General features: G+C 36.5%; 15 protein-coding genes. 6 read left to right on the forward strand and 9 right to left on the reverse strand.

The features are described from left to right. Positions 1 to 2 precede the first annotated feature (2 nt). Positions 3 to 1,145 carry an efflux RND transporter periplasmic adaptor subunit gene (locus LOK78_RS02870; protein WP_232633526.1) on the forward strand — a complete coding sequence of 381 codons (1,143 nt, stop codon included), beginning with the start codon at positions 3 to 5 and terminating at the stop codon, positions 1,143 to 1,145. A 36-nt stretch (positions 1,146 to 1,181) separates the two neighbouring features. On the opposite strand, the gene LOK78_RS02875 is transcribed toward LOK78_RS02870, so the two are convergent. From LOK78_RS02875 to LOK78_RS02885, 3 genes are all read right to left on the reverse strand, one after another. Beyond that, on the reverse strand, positions 1,182 to 1,352 hold the full coding sequence (locus tag LOK78_RS02875; protein ID WP_166957191.1) for a hypothetical protein: 171 nt from the start codon (positions 1,350 to 1,352) through the stop codon (positions 1,182 to 1,184). A 9-nt stretch (positions 1,353 to 1,361) separates the two neighbouring features. Continuing rightward, complete coding sequence (locus tag LOK78_RS02880) at positions 1,362 to 2,903, reverse strand: glycine--tRNA ligase (protein WP_232633527.1); 1,542 nt, start codon at positions 2,901 to 2,903, stop codon at positions 1,362 to 1,364. Between the two features lie 64 nt (positions 2,904 to 2,967). Next, complete coding sequence (locus tag LOK78_RS02885; protein ID WP_232633529.1) at positions 2,968 to 3,852, reverse strand: DUF8428 domain-containing protein; 885 nt, start codon at positions 3,850 to 3,852, stop codon at positions 2,968 to 2,970. 146 nt (positions 3,853 to 3,998) lie between these two features. Between LOK78_RS02885 and LOK78_RS02890 the strand changes: the two genes are divergently transcribed. Continuing rightward, positions 3,999 to 4,685 (forward strand): ComF family protein, encoded by a 687-nt coding sequence (locus LOK78_RS02890; RefSeq protein ID WP_232633535.1) that lies wholly within the window; start codon positions 3,999 to 4,001, stop codon positions 4,683 to 4,685. 54 nt (positions 4,686 to 4,739) lie between these two features. After that, on the forward strand, positions 4,740 to 6,350 hold the full coding sequence (locus LOK78_RS02895; protein WP_232633536.1) for an Ig-like domain-containing domain: 1,611 nt from the start codon (positions 4,740 to 4,742) through the stop codon (positions 6,348 to 6,350). Here the strand turns inward: LOK78_RS02895 and LOK78_RS02900 are convergent. Then, positions 6,337 to 7,116: an amidohydrolase gene (locus tag LOK78_RS02900; protein ID WP_232633538.1), complete on the reverse strand. Its 780-nt coding sequence runs from the start codon at positions 7,114 to 7,116 to the stop codon at positions 6,337 to 6,339. The genes LOK78_RS02895 and LOK78_RS02900 overlap by 14 nt on opposite strands. A 46-nt stretch (positions 7,117 to 7,162) precedes the next feature. On the opposite strand from LOK78_RS02900, the gene LOK78_RS02905 reads away from it, so the two are divergent. Then, complete coding sequence (locus LOK78_RS02905) at positions 7,163 to 7,885, forward strand: GldM family protein (RefSeq protein WP_232393825.1); 723 nt, start codon at positions 7,163 to 7,165, stop codon at positions 7,883 to 7,885. On the opposite strand, the gene LOK78_RS02910 is transcribed toward LOK78_RS02905, so the two are convergent. From LOK78_RS02910 to LOK78_RS02925, 4 genes are all read right to left on the reverse strand, one after another. Next, positions 7,882 to 9,651 carry a MutS-related protein gene (locus tag LOK78_RS02910; RefSeq protein WP_232633539.1) on the reverse strand — a complete coding sequence of 590 codons (1,770 nt, stop codon included), beginning with the start codon at positions 9,649 to 9,651 and terminating at the stop codon, positions 7,882 to 7,884. The two genes, LOK78_RS02905 and LOK78_RS02910, sit on opposite strands and share 4 nt — an antisense overlap. Positions 9,652 to 9,734: 83 nt before the next feature. Continuing rightward, positions 9,735 to 10,490, reverse strand: a complete 756-nt coding sequence (locus LOK78_RS02915) for a succinate dehydrogenase/fumarate reductase iron-sulfur subunit (protein WP_157492083.1) — start codon at positions 10,488 to 10,490, stop codon at positions 9,735 to 9,737. A 1-nt stretch (position 10,491) separates the two neighbouring features. After that, positions 10,492 to 12,504: a fumarate reductase/succinate dehydrogenase flavoprotein subunit gene (locus tag LOK78_RS02920; RefSeq protein WP_053971029.1), complete on the reverse strand. Its 2,013-nt coding sequence runs from the start codon at positions 12,502 to 12,504 to the stop codon at positions 10,492 to 10,494. Between the two features lie 11 nt (positions 12,505 to 12,515). After that, positions 12,516 to 13,190 carry a succinate dehydrogenase cytochrome b subunit gene (locus LOK78_RS02925; protein WP_053971028.1) on the reverse strand — a complete coding sequence of 225 codons (675 nt, stop codon included), beginning with the start codon at positions 13,188 to 13,190 and terminating at the stop codon, positions 12,516 to 12,518. 213 nt (positions 13,191 to 13,403) lie between these two features. Here LOK78_RS02925 and LOK78_RS02930 point away from each other — a divergent pair, with 213 nt between their 5' ends. Further along, positions 13,404 to 14,696 (forward strand): aminopeptidase P family protein, encoded by a 1,293-nt coding sequence (locus tag LOK78_RS02930; RefSeq protein WP_232393823.1) that lies wholly within the window; start codon positions 13,404 to 13,406, stop codon positions 14,694 to 14,696. A 51-nt stretch (positions 14,697 to 14,747) separates the two neighbouring features. Here the strand turns inward: LOK78_RS02930 and LOK78_RS02935 are convergent, their stop codons facing one another. Continuing rightward, a complete protein-coding gene (locus tag LOK78_RS02935; RefSeq protein ID WP_053971026.1) occupies positions 14,748 to 16,070 on the reverse strand; it encodes an aspartate kinase in 1,323 nt (440 codons plus the stop codon). Between the two features lie 106 nt (positions 16,071 to 16,176). Between LOK78_RS02935 and LOK78_RS02940 the strand changes: the two genes are divergently transcribed. Then, entirely contained in the window at positions 16,177 to 16,833 is a 657-nt protein-coding gene (locus LOK78_RS02940; protein ID WP_053971025.1) for a hypothetical protein, read from the forward strand. Positions 16,834 to 16,858 lie beyond the last annotated feature (25 nt).

Genomic DNA, 16,858 nt, shown 5'->3' on the forward strand with positions numbered 1-16,858 from the left:
TCATGAAATATCTATATAGCCTTCTTTTATTACTTTTTGTTGTTTCCTGCAAAAGCAATTCTGAAGAAGCACCAGTTGCAGAATCAAATGAATCTAGCCACGAGCTAGAAATTACCCGAGAGCAATTTCAAGGAGAGTCTATGGCCTTGGGCCAACTTTCTGAATACCATTTTCAGGAAACGGTTCAAGTAAACGGAATGATTGATGTGCCCCCACACAACAAATCAAATATTACCACTTTTATGGGAGGATATGTCACCAAAACACCCCTTCTTGTTGGTGACTTGGTAAAAAAAGGACAATTATTGGTCACACTAGAAAACACAGAATATGTTGAAATACAACAGCAATATCTGGAGGCAGCAGAAAAGTTAACTTTTTTAAAGAGTGAGTATGAGCGACAGAAAACGTTGTTTGATGAAAACATTACCTCACAAAAAAACTATCTACAAGCCGAAAGCAACTATAAAAGCAATCTGGCCCATTACAATGGCCTAAAAAAGAAATTGGAAATGATGAACCTCAGTCCTAAATCGGTTGAAGAAGGACACATATCCAGATCCATTAATCTCTATGCGCCTATTTCTGGGAGTGTTTCCAAGGTAAACATTAGCAATGGGAATTACGTTTCGCCAGCTGACATTGTAATGGAAATTGTGGATACAGACCACATTCATTTGGAATTATCGGTTTTTGAAAAAGACATCATGAAAATTAAAAAAGGACAAGTCATTCAATTTAAAATACCCGAAGCTTCCAATGATATTTATACAGCAGAAGTGCATTTGGTAGGCACTACCATTGATGAAAACACGAGACGGGTACAAGTACATGGACATTTGAATAAAGAGGAGGCCAACTTTATTGTTGGGATGTATGTAGAAGCTTATATTTCAGTTAGCCAAAAAACAGCTAAAGGATTGCCCAATGAAGCTATCATAAAAACTGAGAATGAAGCCTATGTTTTAACATTGGCAGAAACCACCGAAACAGCCTACTATTTTGAAAAAACAGAGGTCCCATTGGGTGAAACCAACGAACAAACCACCGAGATTTTAAATCCCGAGAAATTGAAAGGAAAAGATATTTTAATAAAGGGAACCTCCCTTTTAGATAATGAAGGAGACTCTGGGCATGGGCATTAAGGAACAAAAAAGCCCAAGTTAAAACTTGGGCTTTTCTTATTTTTTATAACTGTTAAAGGAAATAATCAAAACGATAACAGCTCCTAATATTAGGGCTATATAAGCTTTGGCATTTTCAGAGAAAGCAGGTTGGTCGTAATCTAAAAAGGTAACCCCAAAAACCATTAACAAGATCCCCAAAAATCGAATAACTTTCTGTTTGTTCATTAAATCCAATTACATTTTCATCAACCATTCCTTGACATCCACCTCTTTTTTGATGATATCGCGAAGTGCTGAAATCTTAACGCGCTTTTGCTCCATAGAATCGCGATGACGAATAGTCACAGTGTTATCTTCTAAAGTATCGTGGTCTACGGTAATACAGAATGGCGTACCAACAGCATCTTGACGACGGTAGCGACGACCTACAGCATCTTTTTCATCATAATCCACATTGAAATCCCACTTCAAATCATCTACAATTTTTTTGGCGATGTCAGGAAGACCATCCTTTTTAACCAAAGGCAATACGGCTGCCTTGGTTGGCGCTAATACCGCTGGTATTTTTAAAACGGTTCTGGTGGTGTTATTTTCAAGTTCTTCTTCTACCAAAGAATTTGAGAATACCGCCAAGAACATTCGATCTAAACCTATGGAAGTTTCTAACACATAAGGCACATAACTTCTATTCTCTTCATGGTCAAAATACTGTAATTTTTTACCTGAAAACTCTTCGTGTTGCTTTAAATCGAAATCTGTACGTGAGTGAATTCCTTCCAATTCTTTAAATCCGAAAGGAAATTTAAACTCAATATCTGTAGCGGCATCGGCATAATGGGCTAATTTTTCATGGTCATGAAAGCGATAATTATCGGCTCCCATTACTAATGATTGGTGCCATTTGTACCTTGTTTCCTTCCAGTAGTCAAACCATTCTTGCTGCGTTCCCGGCTTGATGAAAAACTGCATTTCCATTTGTTCAAACTCACGCATTCTAAAGATAAACTGTCTGGCAACTATTTCATTTCTAAAGGCCTTTCCTGTTTGGGCAATTCCAAAAGGAATTTTCATACGTCCTGTTTTTTGAACGTTTAGGAAATTCACAAAAATACCTTGTGCCGTTTCTGGCCTTAAATATAAATCCATGGCACTATCTGCGGATGCACCCAACTTAGTTCCAAACATCAAATTAAACTGTTTGACATCGGTCCAGTTTTTACTTCCAGTTAGGGGATCTGCTATATCAAGTTCCTCAATAAGTGCTTTCACATCAGCTAAATCTTCATTTTCCAAAGATTTACCCAAACGCTTTAAAATAGCCTCTCCTTCTTCCTTGTATTTTAAAACCCTAGGATTAGTTGCCAAAAACTGATCTTTGTCAAAGGCATCTCCAAAGCGCTTTTCTGCTTTTTTAACTTCCTTCTCAATTTTAGCATCTAATTTCCCCACATAGTCCTCTACCAAGACATCTGCCCTGTAGCGCTTTTTGGAGTCTTTATTATCAATTAACGGATCATTAAACGCATCGACGTGACCAGAAGCCTTCCATGTGGTAGGGTGCATAAAAATAGCAGCATCAATACCAACAATGTTATCGTGCATTTGCACCATGGCCTTCCACCAATAATCACGTATGTTTTTCTTTAATTCTACACCATTTTGGGCGTAATCGTAAACCGCACTTAGCCCATCGTAAATTTCACTACTTTGAAACACATAACCGTATTCCTTAGCGTGTGATATAACCTTCTTAAATTGATCGTCTTGATTTGTCATATGGCAAAATTAAAAAACCGCTCCAACTAATGGAACGGTTTCCTTAAAAATATAAATGAGTTAGTTAATTAAGTTCCATTTCAGTAGCTCCTAATGGTAGCATGTCCTGGAAAATAAAAATTTTGTAAACGCCAGCAGTTAAATTAGCCTTCGAATTGATATTGATTTTGGTACAAACATCCATTTCATCACTGATGTTTTGGATGGTTGTTTTACCACTATAAGTCAACGTGTTTGTTTTATTTGATATAGACCCTCTAGGTTCCACAACTTCATTCTGTGGATTTAGAATTTGAACATAAATCTCTTTGTTCCCTATAGGAGTTAATTTGTTACTTAAAAGAGTAGCACAAACTTCAATATGGTCAAGTTTGTTCAATTTATCAGTAGTTGTAATCGTTCCGAAATTAATGGAATTTAAGGCTTCGGCATGCACATTATCGGCAGATAGTGCTTCAACCTTACTTAGGGTGGTTGTCAAATAATGATTCTCAAGTTCCAAATCTTTAATATAGGAAACTTTTGATACCAATTCATTTGAAACAGAATCAACCTGAGTTTGTAGCAGGTCGTTCTCAACCTGAATAGATTTTATTTTTTTAAATAGTCGCGTTCTTTCGCTATTAAGAATCGCTAATTGACTTTTGTACTTAGATATCAAAGACGCATCAGCTTTCATAATGTTTAAAGAATCTAATGCCAGTTCCATTCTGGTTTTTGAATCCTTTAATTCTTGGTTTAGCTCCTTGTTGTCCGTCTTTACCTCGTCATAGCTTTGAATCATTTGAGACAATTCATTTTGAACCAAATGGGTTTCCTGCTCTAAAAAATCTTGATGATTTTTTAAGGTTTGATAAGTGGAAAAACTATAAGACCCTAATACAACAATTGCTATCGCTAATGCACCGATAATTAATCTATAGTTAAATAATTGAGGGTTAACTATCATTACTTCGGGATTATTTCGCGAATCTAACAAGAAAGAGGATTTAAAATAATTTTTATCGATAAACTGAAAAAATAATTGATAAAACTCTACAAACAGCACATATTCTTTAATAAAGCAGTTAAAAAAGTAATATTTATCTTTAAGGTATGCTGAAATACCTCACAGATATTATCGATTTGTTCTTTCCAAAAGTATGTTTGGCATGTCATGAGGCCCTGAGTGATCACGAACTACATCTCTGCACCAATTGCCGACATGATTTACCAGTTTTAAATCATCCTCATGATTCAGAAAATGAAGTAACAAAAATATTCTATGGAAGAATCCCCATAAAACATGCTACCTCTCTACTCTTATTTGAGAAAAAGGGACTCACCCAACAATTAATACACAATCTTAAATATAAAAACCAAGAACAAGTGAGCTATATATTAGGCTCCTGGCTGGGTGCCGAGTTAAAGGAACATGAGACTTACCGAGCGATTGACATGGTCATCCCAGTGCCTTTGCACAAAAACAAACTAAAGAAACGAGGATATAACCAAGTGGCAGGATTCGCAAAAGAACTTGCCAGTGAATTAGATGCAGAATACATGGACGAAATCTTAATCAAAGTTACCAACACCCAATCACAAGTTGGAAAAAACCGATGGGCCAGGTGGAACAATACAGAAATCTTCAAACTTCAAAATCATGAAAAAATTGCGAACAAACACCTATTGTTAGTTGATGATGTTATTACCACTGGAGCCACTATGGAGGCATGCTTCAATGTACTAACTCAAGCAAAAAATGTTAAAATTAGTCTTGCTTCCATGGCAATAGCCCAATAGTAATTTCGTTAATAACAAATTAGTTGTTTCTTTGTGTAAATTTTTAAAAGAGGAATGAATCAACTGTTCAAAAACCTTATTTATTCAATAATTGCTGGATTAATATTAGTAAACTGTGCCAATAGAGGAAGACCACAAGGCGGCCCAAAAGATGAAGATCCACCCATTATTGTAAAATCTGAACCAGAAAATTTCTCAACCAATTTTTCAGGGGATGTCATTACCATATATTTTGATGAGTATGTAAAGATCAAAAACATACAAAAGCAGCTTATTATTTCCCCTCCCATGGACACAAAACCAGATATAACACCTTTGGGCGGTGCTAGTAAGTTTATTAGGATAAATATCAAAGACACTTTGGCTCCCAATACTACCTATGCCTTCAATTTTGGCAATAGTATTGTTGACAATAACGAAGAAAATCCGTATCCCTACTTCCGTTATGTTTTTTCAACAGGAGATTACATTGATTCCCTAACAGTTTCTGGAAATATTCTGGACGCCGAATTGATTAAACCAGACAACTTTGTTTCTGTCATGCTTTATGAAATGGATAGTACTTACACCGATTCTATCATATTTAAGGAGCAACCCAGATATATTACCAACACCTTGGATAGCCTTACCCAGTTTACTATAGAAAATATTAAGCCTGGACAATACATGTTGTTTGCCATGAAAGATGCCAATCAAGATAATAAATTCCAGCAGGCAACAGATAAAATTGCTTTTCATCCAACACCAATTACAGTTCCAAATGATTCGGCTCTCTATGATCTTAAATTATTTAAAGAGCAACTAGACCCCAAAGTTATTAGACCTCGTTTGGTTTCTGGGGAACGTATTGCATTTGGATACAAAGGGGATTACGAAAACATGGAGATACTGGTGCAATCTGATGTTCCTGAAGATTATTCTTATCGAATCACAAAAAATGCCACTACAGATACCTTAGACTATTGGTACAAACCGCGATTGGAAGTAGACTCCCTTATTTTCAAGGTTAGGAATAAAGATTATGAAGAAGATTTCACAGTTAAAATTAGTGAACAACCGAGAGATACGTTAACCATTAAGAATGAAAGCAAATCCACACTTAACTTCAATGAAGATTTCATTCTATCAGCTAGCACACCCTTTTATGAAATTAAAGAGGACAATATAAGTATCATGGATAAGGACTCCTTAGATGTTCACTTTCAAACCAAACTGGATACTTTATTAAACCACTTGGTTTTTAATTTTGAGAAAACTCAAAGCAATAAATATGAAGTAAATGTTTTGCCACAGGCATTTACAGACTTTTTTGGCGATACAAACGACAGTTTAAAATACACTATCAGCACCAAAAAGCTATCTGACTATGGCAATGCAAGAATCAATTTAAAAAATGCACAATATCCTGTGATTGTTCAATTAACAAACGATAAAGGGGAAGTCAAATATGAACAGTATAGTGAAAAAGAAGAACCTATTGACTTCACTAATATCGATACGGGAAATTATAGAATTAGAGTGATTTATGATACCAATAAAAATGGTAAATATGACTCTGGAAATGTTCTAAAGAGACAGCAGCCCGAACGTATTATTTATTCTTCGGATATTCTTGAGGCCAATGCCAACTGGGAAAACATTGAAGATTTTATCATAACAAACTAAACCGATCCCTATCCCTTAAAAAACCTAGCTTTTTACGATTAGTGATAATATGTTCCTTTTTTAAGGAAACGATATCCATCCATTCTTTTTCTTCATTTTGGGTCGATATTTTATTTCCCAAAACATCATAGGCTGCAGAATGTCCCGAATACTCATAACCATTGCCATCCAGTCCAATTCGATTAACACCAATGCAATAGCTCATATTTTCAATGGCCCGAGCCCTAAGCAAGGTATCCCAAGCATCTATTCTTAGTTTGGGCCAATTAGCGACATAAAGAAGCAAATCATAATCTTCGGTATTTCTGGCAAATACAGGAAACCTAAGATCATAACAAATAAGCGGACAAATTTTCCAACCTTTATAATCTACAAGTAACTTTTCACTACCAGCTTTATAAACACGGTCTTCACCAGCCAAGGTAAAAGTGTGCCGCTTGTCATAGGTTTGAAATGTTCCATCTGGAAACACAAAAAAGAGACGATTGAAAAATTGATTGTCCTCTTGTATGATCAAACTTCCAGTTAACGCTATCTGATGGGTCTTGGCTTGCTTAACCAGCCAATTTACCGTTTCCCCAGCCATAGATTCGGCCAATTTTTTGGCCTGCATGCTAAACCCTGTAGAAAACATCTCTGGAAGCACTACCAAATCGACTTTTCCTGAAACAGCCGCTATCTTTTTTGAGAATTGCTCGCGGTTGGCAGTGGGGTTTTCCCAAAAAAGGTGGGATTGGACTAAGTCTACTTTTAAAATTTCTGACATGTTTAAAATTAAAAATAATTACTTTTATTATTGCTTAAATTAGATAATGAATAAATTTCTTTTCATTCCCTTCTCAATATTCTTCTTGATTTTCGGATGCAAGCCTTCCCAAAAGACAAGGAAAGAACTCATTCAAGAAAATACCTTACTAAAAAATCAGATAGCCCAAATAAATCAAAATAGGTTAACTCAGAATGATGTTGCTCTAGAACTAACCAATATGAATGTGGTTTACAGAGGGGTTGCAAATCCAATTCGTGCAACTATTAATAACGCGGAAAAAATAGAAATATCAGGTATAGGCGTTAGTAAAGATAAAGACGGAAACTACAATTTGAGACCAGGATCCGGTTTAAAAGTCAAGGTTTTTATCAAGGGCTTTTTTAAAAGTGGCGACTCAATTTCCTTTGAAAAGGAATTGAGAATAAAAGATCTCGCAAGACCCATTGGCACCATCAATGGGTTAGGTGATGGAAATGATTGCCCCATTAAGTTATCCAAAAGCAAAATCATGAATGGAACGATTGGATGGGAAATACCAGAATTCTCATGGGAAATGAAGAGGAAAGTATTAAAATTCAACCTATATACTTCAAATGACACCTTAACTATTAGCGGCAATCGTTTTAATCCAGAATCCAAAGAAATAATTCAAAATCTAAATATCGGTGACACAATCACTATTCAAGATATTCGGGTAGATCATAATGATTCTCATTACAAACTTAAATCTATCTCTCCTGTTTTAATTCAAATTATTCAAGATTAAACAATCTCCATCTTCTTCAATAAAAAACTGGCGTTCATATTTTGACAGATTCCCTTTTTAAGTTTGTAATCAAAAAAGAGTTCTTCATTGATGATTTGGGCATCAAAATAATAGTTTTTAACCGGCTCCAAATCCTTTTCAATCTCACACAAGCTAAGGTCATGTGTTGCGATAATACCAGTAGCATCTGAAGCCACCAATTTCTCAACAAACTTTTTAGAGCCAATAGCCTTATCAGTACTATTGGTTCCTTTCAAAATTTCATCCAGAATAATAAAATAGGGCTGCTCTTTAATAGCATCTACAATAAACTTCAATCTAGTAAGTTCGGAAAAGAAATAGGAACTATCATCGGTTAAAGAATCACTGGTTCGCATACTGGTTATCAATTTAACCGGATGGTACTGGCTGGATTTGGCACAAACAGGCAAACCCATATTGGCCATAACGATATGCAGGGAAACGGTTCTTAAAAAGGTACTCTTCCCAGCCATGTTAGCACCAGTGACTATAAAAAATTGTTCCTTATTTATTTCTACATCGCTATCAATTCGTTTCTGCGCCGGCAATAAAGGATGACCAAGACCCTCAGCCTTGATACAAGACCTATTATCTACAATCTCTGGATACACATAACCTGGATGATTGAAAGCAAAATTTCCTAAGGAATTATAGGCGTCAAAAAACGTTACCGCTTCAAACCAATGAGCCACTGTTTGGTGATATTGATGAATCCATTTTTCAATCTTATAACTATTTTTAAGATCGGTCAAAAACAATCCATTTCCAAAAATGGCACCTATCATGTTATTTCGATTATCTAAGGCATCCAAGTGTTTGGAAAATTGTCTAAAAATAGCGGAAGCCTTTTCTTGGTGGCTTTGAATTTGCTGTTGTTTGGCCAGAAGCATTTCAGATGAAAACGATTCATTTTCTATCTTATTTAGAAGCAATGCGTACTGCCTAAAGGTCTCCTTTACCTTATCAGAATTGGAAGCTAAGACATTTATTTTCTTCAAGTATTTTCCTGTAATCCCTAGTCCTAACATCAACCAATATCCCAAAAAAGTCAAATGATTATAATCATAAGCCGACCAAACAAGCATACATATAGAACCCAACGCAAAAACAGTTGGGAACCACCTCATCATGGCTGGCACAAAGCTTTGATGCTCCTTTAACCATTTTAAAATTTGGTTGGCAGGAACCTCAACCTTAATTAAAGAGGCGATGGCTGCAAATTCCTGTCGCCATTCAGCCTTCTTATCTAATTCCTGAATAGCTTGTTGTTTGGAAACAATATTCTCAACATCATTAGCTTTCAATAAGAGGGCTAGGGTTTCACTTCCCTCTTCCAGACGTGTTCGGTTAAGAAATTGAAAAAAGGATCCCTTACCAAATAAATCTATGTCATAGGCATACTCATGAAAGTCATCATTAAAGCGTATTCCTTGATCCCGATGATGAAATTTGCCTTTACCTATTTCCAATTCTTCCTCATTAATTCCTACAAGAGCCTTGTGAAGATTCCGCTTTCTTTTAATGCGCATGTACTTTAAAAGAAGCAAACCGAACAAAGTGCTTCCAACCAAGAAAATTACGCCTGCCAATGGCAAGTTTTCAAAAAAGAAATAAACCCCTGCAACGGTCAATAAAAACACGGTTAACCTCAACATACTCAAAACATACATTTGTTTGTTGAGCCTTTCAACGCTTTGCTGATGGATTTTTAATTGGTGTTGATAAAAGTTATTTGGGTCTTTCATGAGGTCATCTGTTGACTATAGACAAAAACTCCCAAGCTTTCACTTGGGAGAATTTATTTTATATAATATTTTAAATCTAAATATTAGCCTTTCAAGGAAGCCTTTAAATACTCACGGTTCATACGTGCAATATTCTCTAAAGAAATTCCTTTTGGACATTCCACTTCACATGCTCCAGTATTTGTACAGTTTCCGAATCCTTCTTCATCCATCTGTTTAACCATGTTTAATACACGTTCTGTAGCTTCAACTTGGCCTTGTGGTAACAACGCATATTGAGATACTTTGGCTCCAACAAATAACATAGCACTCGAGTTTTTACAACTTGCCACACAAGCACCACAACCAATACAAGTAGCGGCATCCATAGCCTCATCTGCCGCTTCCTTTGAAATAGGAATCGCATTGGCATCCTGAGTGTTACCAGAGGTATTTACTGAAATATATCCTCCCGCTTGTTGAATACGCTCAAAAGCTGTTCTGTCAACAACCAAGTCTTTAATTACTGGAAATGCTGTAGCTCTCCAAGGCTCTATGGTAATGGTATCGCCGTCATTAAACATACGCATATGTAATTGACAGGTTGTTACACCACGATCTGGCCCATGTGCCTCCCCATTGATATAAAGCGAACACATACCGCAAATTCCTTCACGGCAATCATGGTCAAATGCGACAGGCTCTTCACCTGAGTTGACCAATTGCTCGTTCAAAACATCCATCATTTCAAGAAAAGACATGTGTTCTGAAATATCATTAACTTTATAATCGACCATTTGACCCTTAGTATTTGAGTCTTTCTGTCTCCAAATTTTAAGTGTTAAATTCATAATGTCTATCTTATTTGTATGAACGTTGTTTTAGTTCAATATCTTTAAATTCCAATTGTTCTTTGTGTAAAACGGCATCAGCAGGCTCTCCTTTGTATTCCCAAGCTGCTACAAAAGCAAAATCTTGATCATTACGTTTGGCTTCTCCTTTTTGCTCACCACTTTCTTCAACAGACTCTTCTCTAAAGTGACCTCCACAAGACTCTTCTCTCATTAAGGCATCCTTAGCGAATAATTCACCTAGTTCCAAAAAGTCGGCCACACGTCCTGCTTTTTCCAATTCCGGATTCATTTCACTAGCACCTCCAGGCACTTTGACCTCTTTCCAGAATTCCTCACGAATTTGCTTAATCTCAGCCATAGCTTCTTTTAAACCTTGCTCGTTTCTAGCCATTCCAACTTTATCCCACATCACTTTTCCTAGTCGCTTGTGGAAATGATCTACAGATTTGGTTCCATTGTTATTAATGAAGAAATCGATGCGATCTTTAACCGCTTTTTCAGCTTCATCAAATTCTTTGGTTTCCGTTGAAATTTTTCCTGTACGAATGTCATCTGCCAAATAATCTCCGATGGTGTATGGCAATACAAAGTAACCATCAGCCAAACCTTGCATCAAAGCTGAGGCTCCTAGTCTGTTTGCACCGTGATCTGAGAAGTTCGCTTCTCCAATGCAATAACATCCTGGAATGGTAGTCATCAAGTTGTAATCAACCCAAACACCACCCATAGTATAGTGGGTAGCTGGATAAATCATCATTGGCGTTTTGTATGGATTCTCATCAACGATTTTCTCATACATCTGGAATAAGTTCCCGTATTTCGCTTCAACGATTTTTTCTCCTAGCTCGGTAATTTTTGCTTTAGAAGCATCTTTAATATTGTGAATTTTAGCCTGCTCCTTACCGTAACGCTCAATAGCAGAAGCAAAATCCAAATAAACAGCTTCTCCAGTTGCATTTACACCATAACCAGCATCACAACGCTCTTTAGCAGCACGGGATGCAACGTCACGAGGCACCAAGTTACCAAACGCCGGGTAACGACGCTCTAAGTAGTAATCTCTTTCGTCTTCTGATAAATCGGTTGGCTTTTTACGACCTTCACGAATAGCCATGACATCGTCCATGTGTTTAGGCACCCAGATACGTCCATCATTACGAAGGGACTCAGACATCAAAGTCAATTTAGACTGATAGTCTCCTGAACGTGGAATACAAGTTGGGTGAATTTGTGTATAACATGGGTTAGCGAAATAGGCTCCTTTTTTATGTATTTTCCAAGCTGCAGTGGCGTTACTTCCCATAGCATTGGTGGATAGGAAATAAACATTTCCATAACCTCCTGAGGCTATCACAACAGCATGCGCTGAATGTCTTTCAATTTCTCCAGTCACCAAATTACGGGCAATAATACCTCTAGCCTTTCCATCAACAACAACAACATCCAACATTTCATGGCGGTTGTACATTTCAATCTTTCCACGAGCAATTTGTCGGTTCATCGCTGAATAGGCACCCAATAAAAGCTGCTGACCAGTTTGACCTTTGGCATAAAAGGTACGAGATACCAAAACCCCACCAAATGAACGGTTATCTAGCAGTCCGCCATAATCACGAGCAAATGGAACCCCTTGGGCCACACACTGGTCGATAATGTTAGCAGATACTTCAGCCAAACGATATACATTAGCCTCACGAGAACGGTAATCTCCTCCTTTTACAGTATCATAAAACAACCTGTAAGTTGAATCACCATCACCTTGGTAATTTTTAGCAGCATTAATCCCCCCTTGTGCCGCAATGGAGTGCGCACGACGTGGTGAATCTTGATAAGCAAATGCTTTTACATTATACCCTAATTCTGCCAAGGTTGCAGCTGCCGAACCACCTGCCAATCCTGTTCCAACCACAATCACATCAATATGACGCTTGTTTGCTGGGTTAACTAAATTGATTTTATCTTTATAAGTGGTCCACTTATCTTTAATGGGCCCCTTTGGTACTTTTGAATCTAAAGCCATATTAGAATTTTTTAGTGACTAAAATGATGGAATAATGCGATGAAAATAAATCCTACTGGAAGAATAATGGCATACGCCTTTCCAAATCCTTGTAACGCTTTTGTGTATTTATTATTAGCTCCAACTGATTGGAAAGCCGACATAAATCCGTGCAACAAGTGTAGGCACAAGAACACAAAAGCAATCACATAAGCTCCAACTCGTAATGGGTTTTCAAACTTATGAACTAGTTCTTCGTAATATCTAAAATTGCCATCAATATTGAGACCAGAAATATCTCCCTGAATGAACTTCGTATTAATCTCTGGCAACCAGAAATCAATAAAGTGAAGCACCAAAAAGGCAAGAATTGCCAATCCGCTATAAATCATATTACGGCTCATCCAAGTAGAATTTGCCCCACCATTGTTCTTGGCGTAACTAATGCTACGTGCATTTTTGTTTCTTAACTCCAAAACAAAGCCCATTACAAAGTGAAAAATAACACCTAAAATCAAGATTGGCTGCATTAAGAACTGCACCAATGGATTTGTACCCATAAAATGGGATGCTTGATTGAAGGCATCTTCACTGAATACGGAAACTAAGTTTACAGAAAAATGTAGTAATAAGAAAATCATTAGGAAGAAAGCCGAGAGAGCCATGGCAAATTTTCTTCCGATCGAAGAATGAAAGATTCCGCTCATTTTTGTAGTTTAATTTAAATACCCACAAAGATATACTACCGCTACAATTTAGGAAAATCTATGTCACTTTAAATAAGTATTTAGAATGATTTTAAACAATTAGCAATTATAAATCTTGAATCTTGAAAAAACATAAGGCCTTAAGATAAGTTTGGCTTCCATTTTTTTTATGACATTAAGCGTTTAAGTACCTTTGGAAAAAATAATTAAAAAATGAAATACTTACCTATAGACAGTCAGCTTTTCGTTCGAAATCGTAAAAAATTCACATCTGAGATGAAACCAAACAGTTTGGCGGTTTTCAACTCTAATGATATTTATCCCATAGGTGCGGATAGCACCATGCCATTTCAACAAGATCGTAATATTTTTTACTTAAGCGGCGTTGATCAAGAAGAAAGCATCTTGGTTTTATTTCCAGATTGCCCCAAAGAAAATCACCGTGAAATTTTATTTTTAAGAGAAACTAATGATCATATTGCTGTTTGGGAAGGTGAAAAATTAACCAAGGAAAAAGCGCTTGAAACCTCGGGTATCAAAACGGTTTATTGGCTTTCAGAATTTGAGAGAATTTTTAAAGAACTAATGTCTCAAAGTGAAACGGTTTACATCAATACTAATGAGCACTACAGAGCTAGTATTGAAACTCAAACACGTGAGGACCGATTCAATAAATGGCTAAAAGAAAAGTTTCCAGCCCATTCTGTGGCAAAAAGCAATCCTATTTTGCAAAGGTTGCGCTCTGTAAAGGATCCTGTTGAAATCGCTTTGATTCAGGAAGCCTGTGATATTACAGAAAAGGCTTTTAGAAGAGTTTTAGGATTTGTAAAACCAGGGGTTTGGGAGTATGAAATCGAGGCAGAAATGATGCACGAATTTTTAAGAAACCGATCCAAAGGTTTTGCCTATACACCCATTATTGCATCTGGAAACAATGCCAATGTTTTGCATTATATAGAAAATAATAAGCAATGCCAGGATGGTGATTTAATTCTATTTGATACGGCTGCTGAATATGCCAATTATTCAAGTGACCTAAGCAGAACGATTCCTGTCAATGGAAAATTCACTGACAGACAAAAAGCCGTTTACAATGCGGTTTTGAGAGTAAAGGATGAAGCAACCAAATTATTGGTGCCAGGAACATTATGGGCCGATTACCATGTAGAAGTTGGAAAAATTATGACCTCAGAACTTTTGGGACTTGGATTGCTGGATAAGGCAGATGTTCAAAATGAGAACCCTGATTGGCCTGCTTACAAGAAGTACTTCATGCATGGGACCAGTCACCACATGGGATTAGATACACATGACTATGGTATTTTAACCGAACCTATGAAAGCCAATATGGTTTTCACCGTAGAACCAGGAATTTATATCCCTGATGAAGGGTTTGGAATTCGTCTAGAGGATGATGTGGTTGTTCAAGAAAAAGGAGAACCCTTAAATCTTATGAAGAATATTCCTATTGAAGCCGAGGAAATCGAAGCCTTGATGAATTCATAAATCAAAAAAGGATGGTTTTAAACCATCCTTTTTTTTCACTTAATTCAGAACCTATACTAATTCAGGTTCAAATACATAACGATTTAGTTTCCTTAAGGTCTCTAATTTATCGCTTGTATTGATTAAAAGGGATATGTTGTTGTTACTTCCTCCGTAAGCTATCATTCGCACGTTGACATCCTGCATGATTTGGAATAATTTAGGGGTATCTGGGTGATACACGATATTATTTCCTACCAAACAAACAATAGTTCTATAACTATCTACTTCAACAGAACCTAACTTACTAAGTTCTTCTACAATTTCACGTATATAGGTGATATCATCAATCGTTAGTGACACAGCGATTTCTGATGTAGTTATCATGTCAATAGAGGTTTCATATTTCTCAAAAACCTCAAAAACTTTTTTCAAAAACCCATGAGCTAAAAGCATTCTACCAGATTTGATTTTAATAGCCGTGATATCATCTTTGGCCGCAATAGCTTTTATACCTTCCCCATGAATTTCATTGGTAATCAATGTACCATACGCTTTTGGTTCCATGGTATTTTTTAGCCTGACTGGAATATCCAGATCACGAACTGGCATCACTGTTTGGGGATGCAAGATTTTAGCCCCGAAATAGGCGAGCTCAGCTGCTTCATCAAATGACAAATTGGAAATGGCATGTGTGTCAGGCACATGTCTAGGGTCATTATTATGGAATCCATCAATATCTGTCCAAATTTGAACTTCTGTAGCCTTAATTGCCGCACCAATAATAGTTGCAGTATAATCACTTCCGCCACGTTGTAGGTTCGCTACATAACCCTCAGCATCCAAACAAATAAATCCTTGTGTAATATAGATATCGGCCGGTTCGGTTTCAGTCAAAATTCTATTCAAATTTTGTTTGATATAAAACATGTCAGGCTCATTGGTTCTATCGATTCTCATGAAATCCAAAGCCGAAATTAATTGAGCATTGATTCCTTCCTGTTGTAAAAACCTACTAAACAAAAAGGTCGAAAGGAATTCTCCTTGAGCCACGATTTGATTATAGGATCTCTCTGTATAAAATTCTTGGGCACAATCTTGGATGTTTTTAAAAATCCAACGAACGTATTGTTCGCTCTCTACAGCCAACATCTCATCTTCAAACAAATGAGAAATAACTTCGATGTATTTAGATCTTAAGGCATCGATAAGTGAAAGTGCTAATGAAGCATTCCCTCCTTTTAATGCATTTGAAATTTCAACCAGCGCATTGGTTGTGCCAGACATAGCGGAAAGTACAACCACTTTTTGCTGTCCATCATTAATGATGTCTTTAACATGGGACATGTTCTCAACAGACCCAACAGACGTTCCTCCAAATTTAAGTACCAACATGGTTTCTAGTAATTTAATGGCGCTAAATTATTCATGGAACTCCTAATAAACATTATAAATAAAAAATTTAGTCTAATTTTGCACATAATGTTAATTATTTAACAAAATGAAAACAACAGCATCTTGTGTGGAAGAAATTTTGGCTAACCAACCCTTTTTGGAAGAAGCGCTCCATAGAAATATCGTAAACTTTTCTGCTTTAGCAGAGGAATTAAAACCCCAAGTAGAAAGCATGCTTAAAAAAAACATCAAATCGGGAGCCATTATGATGGCACTTAGAAGGTATCATGCGCCTTCTAACATTGGAACAACCCCAAAATTGAAACAAGCTATGAAAAGCCTTGGAGACATTACGGTACGTTCTGACCTCAGCGATTTCACATTTCAGAATTCACCATCCCTAATAAATAGTCATTCAAAAATTTTAGAGCAAATAGATAATTCTCCAAATATTTTCTATGCCTTTACAAGAGGTATCTTAGAAAGCAATATCATTATTTCCAGCTCCCAATCAGAAAAAATAATGAGTTGTTTTAAAAATGAAAAACAAATAGGTCTCAATAAAAACTTGTCTGCCATTAGCATTAACCTCCCAGTCAACAATTCAAGAATACCCGGTTTGTATTATCAAATATTTAAAAGACTCGCTTGGGAGGGCATATCTTTATACGAAGTCGTTTCTACTACCAACGAATTTACCGTTTTGGTTGAAGACGATTTGGTAGATCGCGCCTTTTCAGTAATAAAAAATTTAAAATCTTAATTTTAAACAACTCAATTAATATAAC

Source organism: Mangrovimonas futianensis, from assembly GCF_021245805.1.
Taxonomy (GTDB): Bacteria; Bacteroidota; Bacteroidia; order Flavobacteriales; family Flavobacteriaceae; genus Mangrovimonas; species Mangrovimonas futianensis.